Source organism: Arthrobacter sp. P4_F10 (assembly GCF_056401435.1).
The window spans coordinates 1-19,928 of sequence record NZ_JBFUJJ010000045.1 but is presented as its reverse complement, the minus strand read 5'-3'; the positions used below and the strand labels follow the sequence as shown (position 1 = coordinate 19,928).

Below are 19,928 nucleotides of genomic sequence, written 5' to 3'. Positions count from 1 at the left end.
GTCTTAACGCTCATGCGCCGTGGTTGATCATGACGTGCTTGGTCCGGGAGTAATCGTCCAGGGCATACAGCGAGAGGTCGCGGCCGTAGCCGGATCCCTTGAATCCGCCCCACGGAACCTCGCAGGCCAGCACCAGGTGGGAATTGACCCAGACGGTGCCGAAATCGAGTTTCTTCGGAACGCTGAGCGAGAGGCTCGAATCCCGCGTCCATACCGAGGCGGAAAGGCCGTAGGGGCTCTCGTTGGCCCGAGTAATGGCCTCTTCAGTGGAGCTGAAGGACTCGACGGTGACGACGGGACCGAAGATTTCGTGGGTAGCAATATGCGCCCCTGCCGGTACGTCGCTGATCACTGTGGGTTCAATGAAGTAGCCGGGGCCTTCCAGGGCCGAGCCCCCGATGGCCACCTGAAGACCGGCAGCCTTTGCCTCCGCGAGCGCTTCCTTCACGCGGTCGAAGTGCGGGCGCGAAATCATGGGACCGATTTCGACGTCGTCCCCTGCGCCCGGGGCGCCGACGACGAGCGTGCCGACTTCCCGTACCAAGTGTTCGGTGAACTCCTCAGCCACGGATTCGTGGACGAGCACGCGGCAGGCGGCGCCACAGTCCTGGCCGGCATTCCAGAAGCCGGCGTTTCGCACGCCGGCGGCGGCCGCACGGAGGTCGGCGTCGGGGAAGACCACAACAGGGGCCTTGCCACCGAGTTCCAGATGGACGCGCTTGACGGACCTGCCCGCGGTCTCCGCAACCGCCTGCCCGCTGACGACGCTCCCCGTCAACGCAACAAGGGCGACATCGGGGTGTTCGGCGAGCCGCTGTCCAACGGTTCGGCCCTGTCCCGTCACGATGTTGAGAATTCCATCGGGGATGCGTCCAGCGACCAGTTCGGCCAGCTTTAGCGTCGAGAGCGGAGTCTGCTCCGAGGGCTTCAGGACGATGCTGTTTCCGGCGGCCAGGATGGGCGCGATCTTCCAAGCAGCCATCAGCAGCGGGTAGTTCCACGGGGTGATGACGCCGACGACGCCGACGGGTTCCCTGAGGATGACCGACGTGTGCCCGGTGGCGTAATCGCCACCTGCCATGGACGTCAGCGTACGGGAAGCCCCGGCCATGAATCGGAAGGTGTCGATGGTGCTTGAGACATCGTCCTCCGCGACCGCTCGCGGTTTGCCGGTGTTGGCGGACTCGATGATTTCGAATGCTTCACGGTTGGCTTCAATGATGTTGGCGATCAGGGAGAGCACCTCGGACCGTTCCTTCGGGGTCGTGGCGCCCCAGGACTTCTGGGCCGCCACGGCCGCCTCAACCGCAACGTCCACATCCGAGGCTGTGCCGGCCTGCACCGATGCAATGACCTGCTCTGTGGTGGGATCTACGACGTCGATCAGCCGAGTCGAGGAACCGGGAACAAACGTTCCACCGATGAAGTGCCCCACCGGAGGCAAAACGCTGGCGCAGCTTTGCTCCGCGGAAGAGCGCCGGACTGTGAACTGCTCGAGGTCGGTGAGTGTCATGGTACTTAGCCTTGCTTTCTGCGCCGGTCTCGGCGTCGGGAGTTTGTGTTGGGGGCGGGCGGTATGCCCGGGGAGGGCGCTAGGCCCGGGGCGCTTCAATCAGGTCAGCTGCGAATACGGGCGACTGAAAGGGGGCGACATCCGGCGTCTTCCGGAACACGCGGGCCGCAAAGTAGTACAGGGGTGCAACGACCACCAGGCCAACAATCCAGGAGAGGTCCACGCCATTCATCGCTGCGGCGACAGGGCCCGTGAACATCGCTGTTGCCGAGAACGGAACCTGGATCAGGGCGCCGGCAACATAGGCTCCGATCGCAATCCAGTTGAACCTTCCGTACACTCCACCGTCGCGCTTGAAGAAGTCTTCAACCCTGTAGTCGCCGTGCCGCAGAAGGTAGTAGTCGACCAGGTTGATGGCCGTCCACGGAACCAGGACGTACATCAGGAAGGAGAGGAAGTTCGTGTAGAAGAAGATGAAATTGTCGCGTGCGAACAGCGAGATCATGAGGGCGAGCGTGAAGAGGATGATCGCCGCAATGGTCCGGGTCTTGGCGTGGGGCAACCAGGTTGGCCTGAACGTCTGCCCAATGGTGAGGGTGCACAGGACCCCGCAGTAGAGGTTCATGGCGTTCGACGCCGCAACGCCGAGGCAGAAGATTCCGATGATCACCATGGTCCATGGCCCGAGCATGGATCCCAGGCTCCCGACTATTTCGACGCTGCTGCCATCGTTGATCAGTGCCAGGGCGAGCGTTCCCACCAAGGCACCCAAGACCATCGGGAAGAGTGTCCCCAGGACGCAGCCTGAGTAGGATGCCCAGAACGCCGGGGCCGAGCCGGTCCCCTGAGGCATGTAGCGGGAATAGTCCGAGACGTAGGGAGCGTAGGCGAGCTGCCAGAGGGCGGAGACGGAGATGGTGGCCATGAAGCCCACCCAGTTGAAGTTTCCCTGGTCCAGGAAGCTGGCCGGCAATCCGTGGACGACCAGGATCCAGGTGAAGGCCAGCACCAGCGCCAGACCGGCCACGATGCTCAAGAAGCGTGCATAGGCGTGGATGAGCCGGTAGCCGAAGATGGTGGCAACGACGCTCACGACGCCAATGACAATGATGCCTGCGTCAACACTGATGCCCGGGTTGACTGCGGCCAGTGCTTGACCGCCAAAGACGAGGTTCGCCGCAAAAAACCCGACGTACATGATCACCACGATGACAACGATCAGTAGCGCCCCGTACGAACCGAATTGACCGCGGGTCTGAATCATCTGCGCCACGCCCAGCTGCGGGCCTTGGGCCGAATGYAGGGCCATGAAGATGCCACCGACAAGGTTTCCAATGATGATTCCGACGATGGCGGGCACAAAGCTGAGCCCGAACACCGTGGTCGCGAGTCCCCCCGTCACGATGGTCATGATCATGATGTTGGAACCGAACCAGATGGTGAAAAGATCCCGCGCTTTTCCGTGGCGTTCATCGGCGGGGATGGGCTGAATGGTCTTGTCCTCGAGCCGGGGCACCTCGCCCGCGACGGTGTGAGTGGGGTGCGTGCTCATAATGCGTTCCAGGAGTTCATGGGAACCTCTTTGTTCTGTCCCGGCGCTTCGTCGAGCACGGGATCTGATGTATCAATCATTCGTGACTTTTGTCACAGTGGAAATCCGGCGATTGAATAGACGCCGTAAACCTGTTCATACATATGTACAAATCAGGCGCGATACCCAGCCCTTGTGGCTCAAACGGTGGCGGTTTGCAGTTCTTGGGCGACGTTGGCGGTGGCCTTACTGCGGTTCACCATCAGGGCGAGGAGGTCGAAGACGAGGGTCGCGGCGGCGACTGTGGTGATGTCTGCGTGGTCGTAGGCCGGAGCGACCTCGACGACGTCGGCGCCCACAATGTTGATGCCGTCCAGTCCGCGGAGCAGCGCCAGCAGTTCGCGGGAGTGGAGCCCGCCCATTTCCGGGGTGCCGGTGCCCGGCGCGTAGGACGGGTCCAGGACATCGATGTCGATGGAGACATACACCGGGGTGTCGCCCAGCCGCTCCTTGACGCGCTGGATCGCGGCCGGAACGCCGATGACGTCCAGGTCCGAGCAGCGGATGATCTGGAAGCCGAACTCATGGTCGCGGAGGAAGTCGTTGCGGTCATAAACCGGGCCGCGGATGCCCACGTGCATCGACTTGTCCTCGACAAGAAGGCCTTCCTCGAATGCCCGGCGGAAGATGGTTCCATGCGTGACCGGCTGGTCGAAATAGGTGTCCCACGTGTCCAGGTGCGCGTCGAAGTGGAGCAGGGCCACCGGGCCGTGGACCTTGTTCAACGCCCGCAGCATCGGAAGCGCGATGGTGTGGTCGCCACCGATGGAGATGAGCCTCTTGCCGGAGCCGGCGTCGCCGAGGAGCGGGAGGGCCTGCTCCTCGATCTCGCGGACGGCGCGGGCGATGTCGTAGGGGGTGCAGGCGATGTCGCCGGCGTCCACAACCTGGGCTTCGTACACGGGCTCGACGTCGAGCTCCGGGTGGTAGCCGGGGCGCAACAGCCGCGACGCTTCACGGACAGCGGCCGGACCGAAGCGGGCGCCAGGGCGGTAGGAGGTACCGCCGTCGAACGGGACACCGACAATCGCAATGTCATAGTCCGGCACGCGGTCAATCTGAGGAAGCCGGGCGAAGGTGCCCAGGCCCGCATAGCGGGGGACTTTTGTTGCGTCGACGGGGCCGATTGGCTTGTGCGTGGTCATGTCAGGGATCCTCCAGTTGCTTTGGTTTCAGCCGGCCTGGCAGATGTTCTTCTCTGAGCTGAGGTCCTGCGCCGGTCGAGGTCTATGCCTTAACTATTAGTGATCGGCGTCACGTGGCATATGCGTCGATTGACTACAAATAGCCGAGAGGCTTATACATATGTATAAGCGGCTTGGGGACGGCCTCCGGACTGATGAACAGGAACCGCGAATGGCGATCACCGTGGCCGAACTGCTGGCCGAACCCCAACTGGGCCTGACCCTGCTGGCGGGCCCGGCCGGTCTGGGCAACCGGGTCACCTGGGCCCACACCTCCGACCTGCCGCGCTTGTGGGAATGGGTCACCGGCGGCGAGCTCATGATGACCAACGGGCTCTCCATTCCGGCCGATCCCGAGGGGCAGGTTGAGCTGGCCGAGGCGCTGGTGAACGCAGGTGCCAGTGCCCTGGCGATCGGCGAGCAGATGCATGCCCCCGAGCTCCTTCCGCAGTTCCTGGCGGCCTGTGACCGCCTGCCGCTGCCGGTCATCAACATCCCTTACCCGCTTCCGTTCATCGCCATCGCACGTTCGGTCGCTGAATCTTCACTGCTTGAGGAGTCCCGCAGGCTGCGCCAGACGGCCCGTATCTACGACCTGCTGCGTCTCGCGGGCCCATCGGAGAACCACTGGCAAAGCCTGATCCTGGGCATCGAAGCTGAGCTCGACGCCAGCCTCTTCGTGGTTGATCGACGGTGCCTGCATGCCTGGCATCACGGAGGCCAGTCACTGCCGCCGGAGCTAAGGCAGCAACTTGAACCGCTGACCAGCAAGTCACCTGTGGCCAGCAAGAAGTTCCAGTGGCACCGTTTCGGGGACAGCCACCTTCTCATGATGGATATTCCGACTCACGCCAATGCGCTTCTGGTGGTGCTGCCGAAATCCGAGCCTCACCCGGATGCGGTGGTGCTGCTCCATGCGGCCACAGTCCTTGGACTGGAGCTGTCGCGGACGGCGCTGTCCCTCGAGAACCAGCGCCGGCTGGGTGCGGAGTTCCTCTTGCAGGCCTTCGACGGGCGCCTGGGCATCGCCGACATTGAAAGCCGGCTGCCTGAGTTCGGGATTTCGACACGGGAATTCCTCATCATCTCCATGTCCAGCGAGGACGGTGAGCGCCTCGCGGGGATCCACGTTGATCTTTGGCGACACGGCTATCCGACGGCGTGCCAGCGCTCTTTCAACACATTGCACTTGGCTGTGGCCTCAGACTGCACCGATGATCTCCTGCGGCATACCGTCCCCGTGGACGTCAGGATCGGGATCAGCCGGCCTTCCGCGGCCGCTGGAGTGCAGAGAGCTCTTCAGGAATCGATGTGGGCACTTGGAACGGCATCAAGCACCGGCGAGCGGCTGGTCCGGTATGCCGAGGGACCCTCGTGGCTGGGACTGACCAGCTTTGAGGAAGGCAATGCACTGGTCCAGCGGCTCCTCGGACCCATCTTCGAATACGAACAGGGAGAATACGGGGACCTCATCGTCACGCTGAAGACGTTCCTGGACATGCAACGGTCCTGGCAGAAAACGGCGGCGGCCCTGTTCGCGCACCGGCAGACCATCATCTATCGCATCCGGAAGATCAGCGAGCTCACCGGCCTTGATATGACCGAAACCTCCACGCTGGCGCAACTGTGGTTTGCCCTGCAGATCCATGAAGCCATGGACCTCCACGGCAATCCGCGGCGTCTGCCGACGGCTGAGGTCAGCACTCCACGACGTTGACGGCGGGGCCGCCGCCGTCGGTCATCCCCATCGATTGCTCCGTAGCCGCCCTTATCAGGTGCCAAAAGGGCGGCTACGGAGCAATCGATAGGTTTAGTGGGCCCCTGTCTGCGCGGCCCGTTCCGCGAGGACGGCGATGGCCAGGGAGAAGCGGCCGGGTAACGGAGAAAGTGCCAGACGGAGCCAGATGGCGTCCGAGTACGCATCGAACCGGACTGGACTGACGCGCAGTTCCTCGGCCACGGCCAGCACCTGCGTGTGAGCCGTTAGGTACCGTGCCGGCGTCATGCGGTTATTTCGTAGATGAAGCTCCAGATGGGCGTCCAGACCGGCCAGATCCCGGGCGGCCTCGTGTCGGGCCGTACTGTCGAAGTCCAACAGTCCGGGCTGGATGTCGCCGTCAGGAACGATGATTTGCTTGTCGTACAGGTCTCCGTGGGCCCATACCACCGGATCCGGTGCCGTCCGTAGCAGGTTCATGGCCACTTGCTCTGCAGCGGCGCGCAAGACAGCGCGCTGAGACGACAACTCGGGGACGGTTTCATTGTGCCGCAACCAGTCGTCCACCCGTCGACACACCTTCGTGGCTTCCCACTCTGCTGAACGGAGCGGAAGGCTGTCGAGAACGCCTCGTGCTGCTGGGCCATGGGAGCCGTTCAGTTCCGCGACCCAGGCGCGCGACCATTTCTCCCATGCCTTGGCGAACGCTTCATCGCAGACGGCGGCCTCCACCCGGCCCAGCTCGTTCAGAGTCGGTCCCGGCATGGTGCTGAAAACGATGACGTCCGCCTGGGAACTCTGACGAAGGATTCTGGGCGTTTTGAAGTTGCCGGCGTCCAGCAGGACGTCCATCTGTGCGCAGCGCTCGGCCGGTACGACGGCGCCCCCGGGCCCGAAGATCTTTATATAGCGGCCCTCCGCCCGGACGACAGCCTGGTGGTACGGCCAATACGAAATCAATTCCCCCTGCTGCGCTTCCGCCCGCAGGGCGGGCAGTCCCGGATCGTCCTGCGGGATGAGTTCGAGGTGCCCGTGACGCAGATGGGCTCCCCGGACGCCGGGCCGTCCCGGTGTCCGGACCTCTAGAACGTAGTCTCCCGGTGTCCTATCGGGCCACGCCCGCTGGATATGCCAGGTTGTGCCGGAACCGTCGTCGGCGGACAGTGGGACGGGGGAAGGCCAGCTGATGTGGGGAGGGTCCGCCGCCATGCTCGGTCCGTTCATGTTGCCGTCCTCAGCGTTCGCGGGCTCTTCCGACACAAGCCGGCTGGTGTGACCAGCATGGCCTACAACGATGAGGCGCCGATTAAAGGGTCATGAAGGAACCCTCATGAAGGCCTTCCTGCCGGTCCCACGCGAGCGGCGCCGCGTGCAGCACAGGTGCCAAGAGGGAGGCGGCGAAGGAACGCCCGAGACCGCAAGTGTCGAAGGGGCTTGGAGGGGATGCCGTTGCTGAGGCCTAAACGAAACCGCGCCGCCACCGGGCTGATCCCAGTAACGGCGCGGTTCTTCGTGGGGCCCCCTGTCGGATTCGAACCGACGACCCCCGCTTTACAAGAGCGGTGCTCTGGCCAACTGAGCTAAGGAGGCATTCCTGCGCCCCTGGACTCCAAGCACTGGATTCCAAAACACCAGACCAAGAATTGGGCGGATGTCAGGACGCTAGACAAGATTAGCCCACCGACGCCCGGTGAGAAAAACGCGCAACGCCCCTGCCGCGAAGCGAAGGGCAACAGAAAGGCCCGGCCCCGCATTCATCCGGGGCCGGGCCCTCACTTGCGGGCTTTCAACGGCAGGTGCCGTGGCGGGCTACTTCTTGGCGTCGACCGCGGCCTGCAGGAACTGATCGAACGGAGTCTGGGCGCTGTCGCCCTGGCCCCACTGCTTGCCTTCGACGAACACGGTGGGCGTGCCGGTCACTCCGATCACCGAGGCCTCCTGCGTGGTGTGCTTGACCCACGGGCGGTACGTCTTGTCATCCACGCACGTCTCAATGCTGTTGGCCCCGACGTCGGCGGCCAGCTTCTTCAGCTCGGTATCGGAGAGTCCCGCACCGCCTTCTGCCGGCTGCTTGGCGAACAGCAGGTCGACGAAGTCCGAGTACTTCTCCGGGGATTCGTTGACCACGCAGGCTGCGGCGTTGGCCGCGCGCGAAGAGTAGTTGGTGGTGGACCGGCTGTCCAGGAAACCGAGCGGGCGGTATTCCACCGAGATCTTGCCTTCGTTGCGCAGGTTGGTGAGCGTCTCGTTGTACTGCGCCTCGAAGCTCTTGCAGACGGGGCAGATGAAGTCGATGTAGAGGACCACCTTGACCGGTTTGCCGGCCTCAGCCTCGGCGCCCGGTGCCGTGACCGGAGACGGCGGGGTGGCCGGCGCTGGTGGCAGGTCGGACAGCTTCACGGTTGCGGGATCGGTCTTTGCAACCTCAGTGTTCGCCAGCAGGGTGACGCCGCCGTGGACGTTGCCGTTGGCCGGCGTGGGCCCCTCGTCGGCCACCGGGGCGTTGTTCTTGATGTTGGAAGTGACAACCAGCGCCACGATCACGATGATGGCGACGACGGCGGCAACAATGCCCCACCCAATCAGCAGCTTGTTGCGCTTCTCTTTTTTCAGCTGCGCCTCGCGGATTTCACGGGCTTTGTCACGCGCCGCGGCAGTGCGCTCTGCCTTAGACTGTCGGGGTTCGTTTGCGGGGCTCATTGGTTCCTCGGGTCGTTCGGCCAGGGACGGTCCACTCAGTGGCAACTTCATCATTTTAGGGGAGAAACCCGAGAACTTGCGCTTTCAAGTTTCCTCCCGCCTGCCCAACGGACGAATAGCCCGGAAGATTCCGTGCGGCTAGGGTTGATGGAGAGCCACGAGCGGACCCCAGGGGGCACCAATGGAAGCAACGGACAGCGCCGGCCACGGCGGGCACGACACCACTGAAGCGGCTCGGACGGCCACCGACGGCGCGGCAACCGGCGCCGGGGCAGGGGATCAGTTCGACTTCATGGTGGTGTCCAACCGGCTGCCCGTTGACCGATGTTCAGCCGACGAGACCGGCTGTGAGGACGGTTGGCGCCGCTCCCCCGGCGGACTCGTGACAGCGCTGGCCCCGATGATGACCAAGACCGACGGCGCCTGGGTGGGCTGGCATGGCGCGCCCGATGAGAGCGTCGAGCCTTTCAGCCACGGCGGCATTGACCTGATCCCAGTCCAGCTGAGCACGGACGACATCGAGCTTTTCTACGAGGGCTTTTCCAACGCCACCTTGTGGCCGCTCTACCACGACGTGATCGCCCCGCCGGAGTTCCACCGCACCTGGTGGGACTCCTACCGGAAGGTCAACCGGAGGTTCGCCGACGCCGTCATCCGCCATGCGGCCGACGGCGCCACCGTCTGGGTGCAGGACTACCAGCTCCAGCTGGTTCCGAAGCTGCTCCGGGAGGCCCGGCCGGACCTGACGATCGGGTTCTTCAACCACATCCCGTTCCCTCCGCCGGAGATCTTCGCCCAGCTCCCGTGGCGCCGGGCGATCATCGACGGACTGCTGGGCGCTGACCTGGTGGGCTTCCAGCGCAGCAGCGATGCCGGAAATTTCATGCGCTCCGCCCGGCGCTTCCTGGGCGCCAGCGTCAAGCAGCAACAGGTCCACGTCAGGGGCACCGACGGCGAAACCACCCACATCGCGAGGGCCCAGGCATTCCCTATCTCCATTGACGTCAAGCAGATCAGCGAGCTGGCGAAGAGTCCGGAAGTCATCGAGCGCGCGCAGCAGATCCGCCGGGACCTCGGCAATCCCAAGACCATCTTGCTCGGCGTCGACCGACTCGACTACACCAAGGGCATCCGGCACCGGCTCAAGGCCTACGAGGAACTGCTGCAGGACGGCAAGGTCACCGTCGAGGACGCCTCGCTGATCCAGGTGGCCAGCCCCAGCCGGGAACGCGTAGAACAGTACCGCTTGCTCCGCGAAGAGGTCGAGGGCACGGTGGGCCACATCAACGGCACCTATGACACGATGCAAAACACCGCCGTCCGCTACCTGCACCACAGCTACCCCATCGAGGAAATGGTTGCGCTCTACCTGGCCGCCGACGTCATGCTCGTCACCGCCCTGCGCGACGGCATGAACCTGGTCGCCAAGGAATACGTCACGGCCCGGACGAACAACGACGGCGCCCTGGTGCTCAGCGAATTCGCCGGCGCCGCGGACCAGCTCAAACAGGCGCTCCTGATGAACCCGCACGACATCGACGGGCTCAAGGACACGATCATGCGGGCGGTCAACATGCAGCCCGCCGAGGCCGGACGCCGGATGCGCGCGATGCGCAAGCAGATCCTGGACCACGACGTCGACCTCTGGTCCTCCGACTTTCTGACCGCCCTCGCTGAAAAGGTTGTACGCGATGACTCCTGACGCCACCGATACCAACGATCCAGGCACGGCCCCGCTCTCGCTCTCCCCTGAACTGCTGGCGGCGCTTCGCCGCATCGCCGGCACCGAGCACCTGCTCGTGGCGATGGACTTCGACGGCACCATGGCACCGCTCGTGGATCATGCGGGGGACGCCCGCGCGCTCCCACGCTCCGCGGCCGCCTTCGCGGCACTGGCACACCTTCCCCGGACCACGACGGCGCTCATCTCCGGCCGCGCGCTGGACAGCCTGCGGGCCGTCGCCTCCCCGCCGGAGGAGACGCTGCTGATCGGCAGCCACGGCGCAGAGGTCTGGATGGGGCCCGGCTCCTCGCAGCTCATGCTCGACGATGCCCAGCGCGAAATCCTGGCCGAGGTCCGCAAGGAACTCGAAGGGATCGTGGAACAGGCCCCCGGAACCCTTCTGGAGGATAAACCGGCCGGCGTCGTCCTGCACACGCGGCTCGCGGCCGACGACGTCGCCGAGGACGCCGTCGCCGCGGCGCGATCGGTCCTGCAGGACCGCAGCGGCGTCTTCCTCAAGACGGGCAACCGCGTCCTGGAGACCTCAGTGGTGAATGCCTCCAAGGGCGAGGGCATTGCGTTCCTGCGGCAGGTTGCCGGAGCCACGGCTGTGGCTTTCGCCGGAGACGACACCACCGACGAGGACGCCTTGGCCAGCCTGGTCCCGGGCGATCTCGGTGTGAAAGTGGGGCTCGATTTCACCCAGGCCGAGTTCCGCGTGGAGGCGCCGGTCCACATCTGCGAACTGCTCGAGGCACTGCTGCGTGAACGGAAGAAGGCCGTCGAATCTGGGAGCTAAAGCGGGCATACTGAGCGGGCAACTGGGCGTCGGTCACGACTCAGGTTCGTAGCCGATCAACCAGTGCAGTCCGTGACGGTCGACGACCTGGCCATCTGTTGCGCCCCAGGGCTTCGGGGCAAGGGGGTCGATCACCCGGCCGTCAACGGCGAGCTTGTCGAACCACTCGTGGAGAACTGCCGGTTCGGCGGTCCCCAGCAGCGAGAGCATGAGGCCTTCGAACCGGACGCTTTTCTCGCCCGCTGCCGCATCCGACCCCGCCAAAGCGACTGCGCCGTTCAGTTGTCCGTGGGCAATGGCATCCGGCGGGCCGTCGCTGCGGTTGAACTCCTCGTACGTGAACAAGGCAAGCTCTCCGCCGAAAACGTCGGCGTAGAAGCCAAGTGCTTCACGCGCCGTGCCGGGGAAACTGACATAGATCTGCAGTGCCGTCATGCGCACAGCATACATACCCACTTCGGACGCCACATGACGGACATCACCTGTGACATCCGTAACATTTTGGTCCAAATGCCATATATCTGACATACTCTGGTTGTGATGTGGCGCACAGCTACCGTGCGGCGTCACTGGATACTCCTCGGCTTCGGCCGAGGAGTATGCGCGTGAGAAACCCAAAATTGAATTAACAACTAAATAAAATGACCATTCACTACGGATCGTCCGGCACGTACCTGCCGGTGAAGGGATTGATAACTGTGGCTACAGTTACTTTTGACAACGCAACACGCCTGTACCCGGGCACCGATAAGCCCGCTGTTGACAAGCTCAACATTGATATCGCCGATGGCGAATTCCTGGTCCTCGTTGGACCCTCCGGCTGCGGAAAGTCGACCTCCCTGCGCATGCTTGCAGGTCTTGAGGACGTCAACTCCGGCCGCATCCTCATCGGCGACCGTGATGTCACGGACGTTCCGCCGAAGGATCGCGACATCGCCATGGTGTTCCAGAACTACGCCCTGTACCCGCACATGACCGTGGCGGACAACATGGGCTTCGCGCTGAAGATCGCCGGCGTCAGCAAGGAAGAGCGTGCCGAGCGTGTCCGTGAGGCCGCCAAGCTGCTCGACCTCGAACCGTACCTGGACCGCAAGCCGAAGGCCCTCTCCGGCGGCCAGCGCCAGCGCGTCGCCATGGGCCGCGCCATTGTGCGTAACCCGCAGGTCTTCCTCATGGATGAGCCGCTGTCCAACCTTGACGCCAAGCTGCGCGTGCAGACCCGCACCCAGATCGCGTCCCTGACCCGCCGACTCGGCGTCACCACGGTCTACGTGACCCACGACCAGGTCGAGGCCATGACCATGGGTGACCGCGTCGCCGTGCTGAAGGACGGCCTGCTGATGCAGGTCGACACCCCGCGCAACCTCTACGACAAGCCGAAGAACGTCTTCGTGGCCGGCTTCATCGGCTCCCCGGCCATGAACCTGCTCGAACTCCCCGTCGTCGACGGCGGCGTGCAGTTCGGCGGGACCGTCTACCCGGTACCGCGCGACGTCCTCGAAGAGGCCCACGGCCAGACCGTGACCCTCGGTTCCCGCCCGGAAGACCTTGAGACTGTTGCCCAGGGCGAAGGCCTCCAGGTTGAGGTCGACGTCGTCGAAGAACTCGGCGCCGACGCCTACGTCTATGGCCACACCACGCTGGACGGCCAGAGCCACGACATCGTGGCCCGCGTCGACGGCCGCCGCCCCCCGATGAAGGGCGAGTCCATCTGGGTCCGCCCGCAGTCAGGCCACGTACACCTGTTCGACACCAAGACCGGCCTGCGCCTCGGCGACTGAGCCCCACCGGTTCCCTAACCTCGCTCCGCTTCGGCTAGGGAACCCTACCGGCGTGGGCCCACCCACCGGCAACCGACGGCGGTCCTCCCCTGTGGAGGGCCGCCGTCGGGCGTTAACTGCCCCGCTTTAGGTGCGGCCCTGCAAATACGGAAGAATTGATTCATGACCGAGGAACACGCATGACCGAGGAAAACAGCGCCCAGTGGCACGACGAGCCCACTGACTACGGTCAGATCGGAAAATTGCCCCGGTACGAAGCCGCGAGCGCCAATGACCAAAAGGCCTCGCTGGTGTCCAGTTCGCTGAGCATCACGGCCGCCGCCACCGAGCCCGAGCTCCTGGACTTGCCCTGGCACATTGCCCTCGAGGACTGGCCGGCAGAGTATTTGGCAGCGCTCCCCCGCGGCATCTCGCGGCACATCGTGCGCTTCGCCCACCTCGGCGGCTCCGTCATCGCCATCAAGGAAACTTCGGAGCACGTGGCCCGCCACGAGTACCACATGCTCCGCAAGCTGGCCCGGCTGGACGTTCCCGGCGTGGAGCCGGTGGCCGTCATTACCGGGCGCACCACCCCGGAGGGCCGGCCACTGAACCCCGTGCTGGTCACCCGGCACCTGAAGTTCTCCATGCCCTACCGCGCGCTCTTCTCCCAGATGCTGCGCAAGGACACCCTGACCCGCCTCATCGACGCCCAGGCGCTGCTGCTGGTCCGGCTGCACCTGATCGGCTTCTACTGGGGCGACGTCTCGCTCTCCAACACCTTGTTCCGCCGCGACGCCGGTGCCTTCGCCGCCTACCTCGTAGACGCCGAAACCGGCGAGCTGTACCCGGATTTGTCCACCGGACAGCGCGAGTACGACCTCGAAATCGCCCGCGTCAACATCGCCGGGGAACTCATGGACCTGCTCGACGGCGGCCTGATCGAGGAGAAGGTTGACCCGGTGGCCACCAGCGAGCTGATCATGGACAGCTACCGGCGGCTGTGGACCGAGCTGACGGAAAAGGAGTCGTTTGAGATCGGGGAACGCTGGCGCGTTGCCGCCCGCATCCGGCGGCTCAACGAGCTCGGGTTCGACGTCGAGGAATACGCGATCAAGACCACGCAGAACGGCTCCACCATCCAGCTCCAGCCCAAGGTCGTCGACGCCGGGCATCACCAGCGCCGGCTGCTGCGCCTGACGGGCCTGGACGCCCAGGAGAACCAGGCCCGCCGGCTCCTGAACGATATGGACTCGTTCCGGGCGGATAACAACCCGGGCATGGACGAGGAATACAGCGCGCACCTTTGGGTCAGCCAGATCTTCGAACCGATCGTGCGGGCCATCCCCCGCGACCTCTCCGGCAAGCTCGAGCCGGCCGAGGCCGTGCACGAGGTCCTGGAGCACCGCTGGTACATCTCCGAGAAGGAGAACCGGCACATCCCCCTGGCCGAGGCCGTCCAGTCGTACATTGACAACGAACTCCGCCACCGCCGGGACGAGGCTGCCATCATGCTCAACCCGGACACGGGGCTGCTCAAGATCCTCGAGGTGGAGACCGAGGAATCACGCTACGGCGCCGACGAATCGATCGACGAATACCCCGACTCCGACGACTAAGCCGCGCGCCGGGCGCGTTGTGGCACGCCCGGGCTAAATCGCCTCAGCTAAATCGCCTTGCCGGGGTTCAGGATCCCGGCCGGGTCGAACAGCTCCTTGATCCGGCGCTGCAGTTCACGCACCGGTTCTTTCTGCTCCAGGCCCAGCCAGCGCAGCTTGTACTGCCCGATCCCGTGTTCGCCCGTGATGGTGCCGCCCATGGCCAGCGCCACGGCGATGGACCTGTCCAGGGCGGCGCCGAGGCGCGCCATGGCATCGGGGTCCACGGTGTTGTCCGCCCGGTCGATCCAGAACGTGGGGTGCAGGTTGCCGTCGCCGGCATGTGCCACGACTTTGAGCTGGACGTTGTGCTCCGCCGCCATGGCCTCCAGCTCGGCCACGTAGTCCACCAGGCGCGAGCGTGGCACCGCCACGTCCTCGCCCACCCGGTATTCGTCGTCCACCTCGGTGCCGCGGCTGTTGCGGCGCAGCTCGACAAGCTGCTCTGCCTCCGCGTTGGCCTCCATGGTGACCACCGCTCCTCCCGCCGCCAGGACCGGACGGATGGCCGCGGCTTCCGCCGCCGCGCCGAACCCGTCCGTCTGGATCAGTAGCAGGGACGCCCCGCGCGCGGCCAGGTCCGAGCCGTGGATGTCGTCGAGCTGGGCGAGCGAGCCGCCGTCGAGCAGTTCCATGATGGCCGGCTGCACGCGGGCCCTGCCTACGGCGAGGACGCCGGCCGCGGCACTGCGGAAGTCCGGATAGAAGGCGGCGATGGTGTGTACTTCGCGCGGCAGGTATTTCAGCCGCACGGTCACCCCCACCACGATCCCCAGGGTTCCCTCCGAGCCGACGAACAGCCCGGTGAGGTCGTAACCGGCGACGCCCTTGAAGGTCTGGTGGCCGGTGTGGATGAGGGAGCCATCCGCGAGCACGACGTCGAGGGCCAGGACCGAGTCCCGGGTCACCCCGTACTTCGCGCAGCGCAGCCCGCCCGCATTTGTGGCCACATTGCCGCCGACGGTGGACATCTTGAAGCTCGCAGGATCCGGGGCGAACATCAGCCCGTGCACGGCCGCGGCGGCGTTGAGGTCAGCGTTGATGACGCCGGGCTCCACGACGGCGGTCTCGTCATCCGGGTTGAGGTCCAGGATGCGGTTCATCCCCTCGAGCGTGAGCACCACGCAGCCCTCGCTCGCGTGGGCGCCCCCGGAGACTCCGGTGCCGGCCCCCCGCGCCACGAGCGCGACGCCGCGGGCGGCGCAGGCACGCACTGTGGCCTGCACGTCGGCCACCGATTCGGCCCGGACCACGGCCTGCGGCAGCTGATAATCCAAGACGGGAGCCTGGTCCACGGCGTAGGCGGCCAGGGTGGCGGCGTCCACGGCAATTTTCGCCGCGCCAAGGGAAGAAGTCAGCTCATCGATGATGCTGCGCATGCGGTCTCCAGTTCGGTCGGATTCGAATCCCAGTCTAAGGCTGTGCATTGTCGGTGATGCGGCTCACAGTTGCAAGCGCTTCCAAAGCTGCGTCGGATAGTCCAATAACCGGTCGAAATTACCGGAAGAAAAATGACTGGAAGCGTTTTCACTTTTTGGCAACGGAGCCTTACGATTGCCGTCATGTCCGTTGATTCAGTTCTTTTCTCGCCCGCAGCGCTGGCCGGCCCCCTGACCGGTCCGCTGACCCCGGTGCACGCCGCAGACCACATTCCCGGATGGTGGCGCTCTGCCGTCATCTACCAGGTTTACCCGCGCTCGTTCCGGGATCTGAACGGTGACGGCATCGGCGATCTCGCCGGTATTACGGCCGAGTTGCCGCGCCTTGCCGAACTGGACATCGATGCCGTCTGGCTGTCCCCGTTCTACCGCTCTCCGCAGCGTGACGCGGGCTACGACGTCAGTGACTACTGCGACGTCGACCCCTTGTTCGGCACGCTGGACGATTTCGCCGCCATGATGGCCGAGGCCACCCGGCTGGGGCTGCGGATGATCGTGGATCTCGTGCCCAACCACTGCTCGGACCAGCACCCGGCCTTCCAGACCGCCCTGACCGCGCCCGCCGGCAGTCCGGAGCGGGACATGTTCATCTTCCGCGATGGCCGTGGGGCATTCGGCGAGGACCCGCCGAACAACTGGCAGTCCCACTTTGGCGGCTCAGCCTGGACGCGGATCACCGAGCCGGACGGCGCCCCGGGCCAGTGGTACCTGCACCTCTTCGACTCCTCCCAGCCGGACTTCAACTGGGACAACCTCGCCGTCCATGAAGAATTCGAGCGGGTCCTGCGCTTCTGGCTGGACCGCGGCGTCTCCGGCTTCCGGGTGGACGTGGCACACGCCCTCGTGAAGGCCCCCGGCCTGCCGGAGTGGGGCGGCCGCGCCGACGGCAGCAGCTCCGACGGCTTCCCCGGACACGACGCACCGATGTTTGGCCAGCCTGCCCTCCATGACATCTACCGCCAGTGGCGGCGGATTCTCGCCGACTACGGCCCCGACCGGATCCTCTGCGCCGAGGCAAACGTTGACCCGCTCCCCCGGCTCGCGGATTGGGTGCGCCCGGACGAAATGCACCAGGCCTTCAACTTCCCCTACCTCCACGCTGGCCTGGACGTGCACCGGATGCGCCACGTCATCACCGAGTCACTGACGTCGCTGGACGCCGTCGCCGCTCCGAGCACCTGGGTGCTCTCCAACCACGACGTCGTCCGCCACGCCACCCGCTTCGGATACAACGGGCAGGCGCCGCGCGACGGTGACGGAATCGGCACCTGGGATCCGCAGCCGGACGAGGACCTCGGACGGTCCCGGGCGGCTGCGGCGTCCATGTTCATGCTGGGGCTGCCCGGTGGGGCTTACCTCTACCAGGGTGAAGAGCTCGGCCTCCCGGACGGAATCGACATCCCGGACACCCGGCGCCAGGATCCCACTTTCGCCCGCACCGGGGGTGCGCGGCTGGGCCGCGACGGCTGCCGCATCCCGCTGCCCTGGCGGGCCGGGGAACTCAACGCCGGATTCGGCCACGGGCAGGACCCATGGCTGCCTCAGCCGGAGAGTTTCGCGCGGCTGGCGCGGGATGTGCAGGCCGATTCGCCGTCATCGCACCTGAGCCATTACAAGAGGATGCTGGAGCTGCGCCGCCGGCTGGACCTTGGCCGCGGCTCACTGTCCTGGTACGAGGACCTCTGCACGGACACCAGCCTTGCCTTCCTCAACGGCTCCACGCTGGTGCTGCTGAATGTGGGGTCCGAGCCCCTGGAACTGCCCGCCGGGCGGGTGCTGCTGCGCAGTTCGACGCCCCCGGGGGCCAGCTACGACGCCGGGGACGTGGCCAGCGCCGGCGATCCGTTAAGCTCAGGTGAAACTGTTTGGCTGGAAATCTATATCGAGGACACGGAGGGCTAATAAGCATGCCCGGCATCAAGGACGTCGCGGAACGGGCCGGCCTCTCCATCGCTACCGTTTCGCGCGCCTTGAGTGGCAAGGGCAATGTCTCCCCGCGCAGCCGGGAGCGTGCCCGGACCGCCGCCGCCGAACTCGGCTTCGTCGCCTCGTACCAGGCCTCCAGCCTCGCCTCCGGGCGGAACCACAATGTCGGCCTGGTTGTCCCTTCGATCCACCGGTGGTTTTTTTCCTCGGTGGTCGAGGGTGTCTCGGCGACCCTGCTGGACGCCGGCTACGACCTCACGCTGTACAACGTCAGTGAGGGCCGGGAGCGCCGCCACAGTGTGCTGAACGACTTCCTGCTGCGTAAACGCGTGGACGCCGTGATCGCCGTGTCCCTGGAGCTCTCCGAGGCGGAGATCGACCAGCTGCTGGCCATTCACCGTCCGATCGTGGGGATCGGCGGCCCGCTGCCCGGAGCGTCGACCATCCGCATCGATGACTCCGGCATCGCGGAGGCCGCAGCGCGCCACCTTATCCAGCTTGGCCACAGCAAAATCGCCCACATGACCGGCGATGCCGCCTATGAGCAGGACTTCCGCCTTCCCGGGACACGCCAGGCAGGCTTCAAGAAAGCCATGCGGGACGCCGGGCTGGCGGTCCGGCCGGAGTGGCAGGTCTCCGCCGATTTCACGATCCAAGGCGCCTATGCCAATGCCCGTAAGCTGCTCGGCAGCTCACCGGAACGCCCCACGGCCGTCTTTGCCGCCTCCGACGAGATGGCGATCGGCGTAATCCTCGCTGCCCGGGACTTCGGACTGCGGGTGCCGCAGGACCTCTCAGTCATCGGCATCGACGGCCATGAGCTGGGTGAGGTCTTCGGGCTGACCACGTTCGATCAGGACGCGCGGGGTCAGGGCGCCCTGGCCGTACGGCGCTTGCTGGAGAGGTTCGACGGCGCCGGCGACACGGCGGCCGCGCACACCGAATACCCCACGCACTTTGTCATCCGCAACAGCACCGCTGTTCCGCCCGTGGACCAAGGACGTCTGCGGGGCTAGGAACGCCCGGGCTGCGCCGGTCGGCCGCCGTTGTGTGCGCCGGCGTATAGGGGGATGTCAGATCCCCGGGCTGCTCAGGCGTCCGGGCTGCTCGCGCCGGTGCCGCCCATGAACCGAACGAAGCGGTCCAGGACACCGGGCCAGCCTGCCAGGTAGTCCGCGCGGGTGGCGGCTGGATCCTCGGCGCCTTCCCACCCGCTGTGAACCAGGCGGAGCTCTGTTCCCTCGCCTACCGCCCTGAATGCCACCCGGAGTTCGGTGGACCACATGGCAGTGGTGCCAGGGTGCCAGCTGGCATGGAAGGACAGCGGCGGCTGCCAGTCGTCAATCGAACCCCAAACGGCCGTGCTGCCATCGTCTGCGGTCTCCATGATCAGGTTCTCCTCGAACTCCACATATGATCCGGCGCCGTAGACGCTGTGGTCCTCAAGCGGCCACCACAAGTGCGTGTGCTCGGTGAACCCGACAAAGGCCCTGGCGACGGCGCCAGGCACCACCACCGTGAATACGACGGGATCGAGCTCGTCCGCTGCGGCAGGTTCCGGTGCGCCCGCCGGAGCATGGCTGAAGAGGTTATCCATGGGCAACAACTCTACCCGTGAGGGCCGTTCCCCGGCTTTCACGGAATGGCTGGTGGCAATTTCATGGTTTGTGGGTTAAATGCGGGAGGACCCCCGACCTGTGGTTGGGGGTCCTCGACCGTGAATGGTGTTCCGGCGGTGACCTACTCTCCCACACCCTCCCGGGTGCAGTACCATCGGCGCTGTGGGTCTTAGCTTCCGGGTTCGGGATGGGACCGGGCGTTTCCCCCACGCTATGACCGCCGTAACCCTGTGTCCGCACCCTGCCGGCCGTGCCGGGGGTGGGAAATCTGGTGGTTACAACATCTGTGGTGTTGTTAT

Annotated in this window: 15 protein-coding genes, 1 tRNA gene and 1 rRNA gene; 7 read left to right on the top strand and 10 right to left on the bottom strand. The window is 65.3% G+C overall.

Annotation, left to right across the window (positions count from 1 at the left end):
* Positions 1-10: 10 nt before the first annotated feature.
* The 3 genes from AC1DR1_RS21200 to speB all read right to left on the bottom strand — a co-directional run bounded on the left by AC1DR1_RS21200 (position 11) and on the right by speB (position 4,249).
* Positions 11-1,513 carry an aldehyde dehydrogenase family protein gene (locus AC1DR1_RS21200; RefSeq protein ID WP_229995855.1) on the bottom strand — a complete coding sequence of 501 codons (1,503 nt, stop codon included), beginning with the start codon at positions 1,511-1,513 and terminating at the stop codon, positions 11-13.
* Positions 1,514-1,592: 79 nt separating this feature from the next.
* Entirely contained in the window at positions 1,593-3,065 is a 1,473-nt protein-coding gene (locus tag AC1DR1_RS21195; RefSeq protein WP_229995522.1) for a purine-cytosine permease family protein, read from the bottom strand.
* Positions 3,066-3,244: 179 nt separating this feature from the next.
* Entirely contained in the window at positions 3,245-4,249 is a 1,005-nt protein-coding gene (gene speB, locus AC1DR1_RS21190; protein WP_229995521.1) for an agmatinase, read from the bottom strand.
* Positions 4,250-4,460: 211 nt separating this feature from the next.
* Between speB and AC1DR1_RS21185 the strand changes: the two genes are divergently transcribed.
* Positions 4,461-6,005: a PucR family transcriptional regulator gene (locus AC1DR1_RS21185; protein ID WP_229995520.1), complete on the top strand. Its 1,545-nt coding sequence runs from the start codon at positions 4,461-4,463 to the stop codon at positions 6,003-6,005.
* A 93-nt stretch (positions 6,006-6,098) separates the two neighbouring features.
* On the opposite strand, the gene AC1DR1_RS21180 is transcribed toward AC1DR1_RS21185, so the two are convergent.
* From AC1DR1_RS21180 to AC1DR1_RS21170, 3 genes are all read right to left on the bottom strand, one after another.
* Entirely contained in the window at positions 6,099-7,229 is a 1,131-nt protein-coding gene (locus AC1DR1_RS21180; protein WP_476993261.1) for a phosphotransferase, read from the bottom strand.
* 289 nt (positions 7,230-7,518) lie between these two features.
* A tRNA-Thr gene (locus tag AC1DR1_RS21175) sits at positions 7,519-7,595 on the bottom strand.
* 219 nt (positions 7,596-7,814) lie between these two features.
* Positions 7,815-8,705 carry a DsbA family protein gene (locus AC1DR1_RS21170; protein WP_229995518.1) on the bottom strand — a complete coding sequence of 297 codons (891 nt, stop codon included), beginning with the start codon at positions 8,703-8,705 and terminating at the stop codon, positions 7,815-7,817.
* Between the two features lie 292 nt (positions 8,706-8,997).
* Here AC1DR1_RS21170 and AC1DR1_RS21165 point away from each other — a divergent pair, with 292 nt between their 5' ends.
* A complete protein-coding gene (locus tag AC1DR1_RS21165) occupies positions 8,998-10,407 on the top strand; it encodes an alpha,alpha-trehalose-phosphate synthase (UDP-forming) (protein WP_229995523.1) in 1,410 nt (469 codons plus the stop codon).
* A complete protein-coding gene (otsB, locus tag AC1DR1_RS21160) occupies positions 10,397-11,227 on the top strand; it encodes a trehalose-phosphatase (RefSeq protein ID WP_229995517.1) in 831 nt (276 codons plus the stop codon). The genes AC1DR1_RS21165 and otsB overlap by 11 nt, the downstream gene beginning before the upstream one ends.
* 33 nt (positions 11,228-11,260) lie before the next feature.
* On the opposite strand, the gene AC1DR1_RS21155 is transcribed toward otsB, so the two are convergent.
* Positions 11,261-11,662, bottom strand: coding sequence for a VOC family protein (locus AC1DR1_RS21155; RefSeq protein ID WP_229995516.1), 402 nt, complete (start codon positions 11,660-11,662; stop codon positions 11,261-11,263).
* Between the two features lie 263 nt (positions 11,663-11,925).
* On the opposite strand from AC1DR1_RS21155, the gene AC1DR1_RS21150 reads away from it, so the two are divergent.
* A complete protein-coding gene (locus AC1DR1_RS21150; protein WP_090582840.1) occupies positions 11,926-13,008 on the top strand; it encodes an ABC transporter ATP-binding protein in 1,083 nt (360 codons plus the stop codon).
* A 179-nt stretch (positions 13,009-13,187) separates the two neighbouring features.
* A complete protein-coding gene (locus AC1DR1_RS21145; protein WP_229995515.1) occupies positions 13,188-14,606 on the top strand; it encodes a DUF4032 domain-containing protein in 1,419 nt (472 codons plus the stop codon).
* Positions 14,607-14,653: 47 nt separating this feature from the next.
* Here AC1DR1_RS21145 and AC1DR1_RS21140 read toward each other — a convergent pair whose 3' ends face one another.
* A complete protein-coding gene (locus AC1DR1_RS21140; RefSeq protein ID WP_229995514.1) occupies positions 14,654-16,024 on the bottom strand; it encodes an FAD-binding oxidoreductase in 1,371 nt (456 codons plus the stop codon).
* A gap of 183 nt (positions 16,025-16,207) precedes the next feature.
* Here AC1DR1_RS21140 and AC1DR1_RS21135 point away from each other — a divergent pair, with 183 nt between their 5' ends.
* Positions 16,208-17,986 (top strand): glycoside hydrolase family 13 protein, encoded by a 1,779-nt coding sequence (locus AC1DR1_RS21135; protein WP_229995513.1) that lies wholly within the window; start codon positions 16,208-16,210, stop codon positions 17,984-17,986.
* Positions 17,987-17,991: 5 nt separating this feature from the next.
* Entirely contained in the window at positions 17,992-19,026 is a 1,035-nt protein-coding gene (locus AC1DR1_RS21130) for a LacI family DNA-binding transcriptional regulator (protein WP_229995512.1), read from the top strand.
* Positions 19,027-19,100: 74 nt separating this feature from the next.
* Here AC1DR1_RS21130 and AC1DR1_RS21125 read toward each other — a convergent pair whose 3' ends face one another.
* Together AC1DR1_RS21125 and rrf are read right to left on the bottom strand one after the other, a co-directional pair.
* The gene (locus AC1DR1_RS21125) at positions 19,101-19,607 is read right to left on the bottom strand and encodes an SRPBCC domain-containing protein (RefSeq protein WP_364746229.1); all 507 of its coding nucleotides are present in this window, start codon (positions 19,605-19,607) and stop codon (positions 19,101-19,103) included.
* Between the two features lie 130 nt (positions 19,608-19,737).
* A 5S ribosomal RNA gene (gene rrf / locus AC1DR1_RS21120) occupies positions 19,738-19,854 on the bottom strand.
* Positions 19,855-19,928: the final 74 nt, after the last annotated feature.

Excerpts from the sequence above, each read along its gene's own strand:
- AC1DR1_RS21200 (WP_229995855.1), bottom strand. The coding sequence starts at position 1,513 with ATGACACTCACCGACCTCGAGCAGTTCACAGTCCGGCGCTCTTCCGCG.
- speB (WP_229995521.1), bottom strand. The coding sequence starts at position 4,249 with ATGACCACGCACAAGCCAATCGGCCCCGTCGACGCAACAAAAGTCCCC.
- AC1DR1_RS21185 (WP_229995520.1), top strand. The coding sequence starts at position 4,461 with ATGGCGATCACCGTGGCCGAACTGCTGGCCGAACCCCAACTGGGCCTG.
- AC1DR1_RS21180 (WP_476993261.1), bottom strand. The coding sequence starts at position 7,229 with ATGAACGGACCGAGCATGGCGGCGGACCCTCCCCACATCAGCTGGCCT.
- AC1DR1_RS21170 (WP_229995518.1), bottom strand. The coding sequence starts at position 8,705 with ATGAGCCCCGCAAACGAACCCCGACAGTCTAAGGCAGAGCGCACTGCC.
- AC1DR1_RS21165 (WP_229995523.1), top strand. The coding sequence starts at position 8,998 with ATGGTGGTGTCCAACCGGCTGCCCGTTGACCGATGTTCAGCCGACGAG.
- otsB (WP_229995517.1), top strand. The coding sequence starts at position 10,397 with ATGACTCCTGACGCCACCGATACCAACGATCCAGGCACGGCCCCGCTC.
- AC1DR1_RS21155 (WP_229995516.1), bottom strand. The coding sequence starts at position 11,662 with ATGACGGCACTGCAGATCTATGTCAGTTTCCCCGGCACGGCGCGTGAA.
- AC1DR1_RS21145 (WP_229995515.1), top strand. The coding sequence starts at position 13,188 with ATGACCGAGGAAAACAGCGCCCAGTGGCACGACGAGCCCACTGACTAC.
- AC1DR1_RS21140 (WP_229995514.1), bottom strand. The coding sequence starts at position 16,024 with ATGCGCAGCATCATCGATGAGCTGACTTCTTCCCTTGGCGCGGCGAAA.
- AC1DR1_RS21135 (WP_229995513.1), top strand. The coding sequence starts at position 16,208 with ATGTCCGTTGATTCAGTTCTTTTCTCGCCCGCAGCGCTGGCCGGCCCC.
- AC1DR1_RS21130 (WP_229995512.1), top strand. The coding sequence starts at position 17,992 with ATGCCCGGCATCAAGGACGTCGCGGAACGGGCCGGCCTCTCCATCGCT.
- AC1DR1_RS21125 (WP_364746229.1), bottom strand. The coding sequence starts at position 19,607 with ATGGATAACCTCTTCAGCCATGCTCCGGCGGGCGCACCGGAACCTGCC.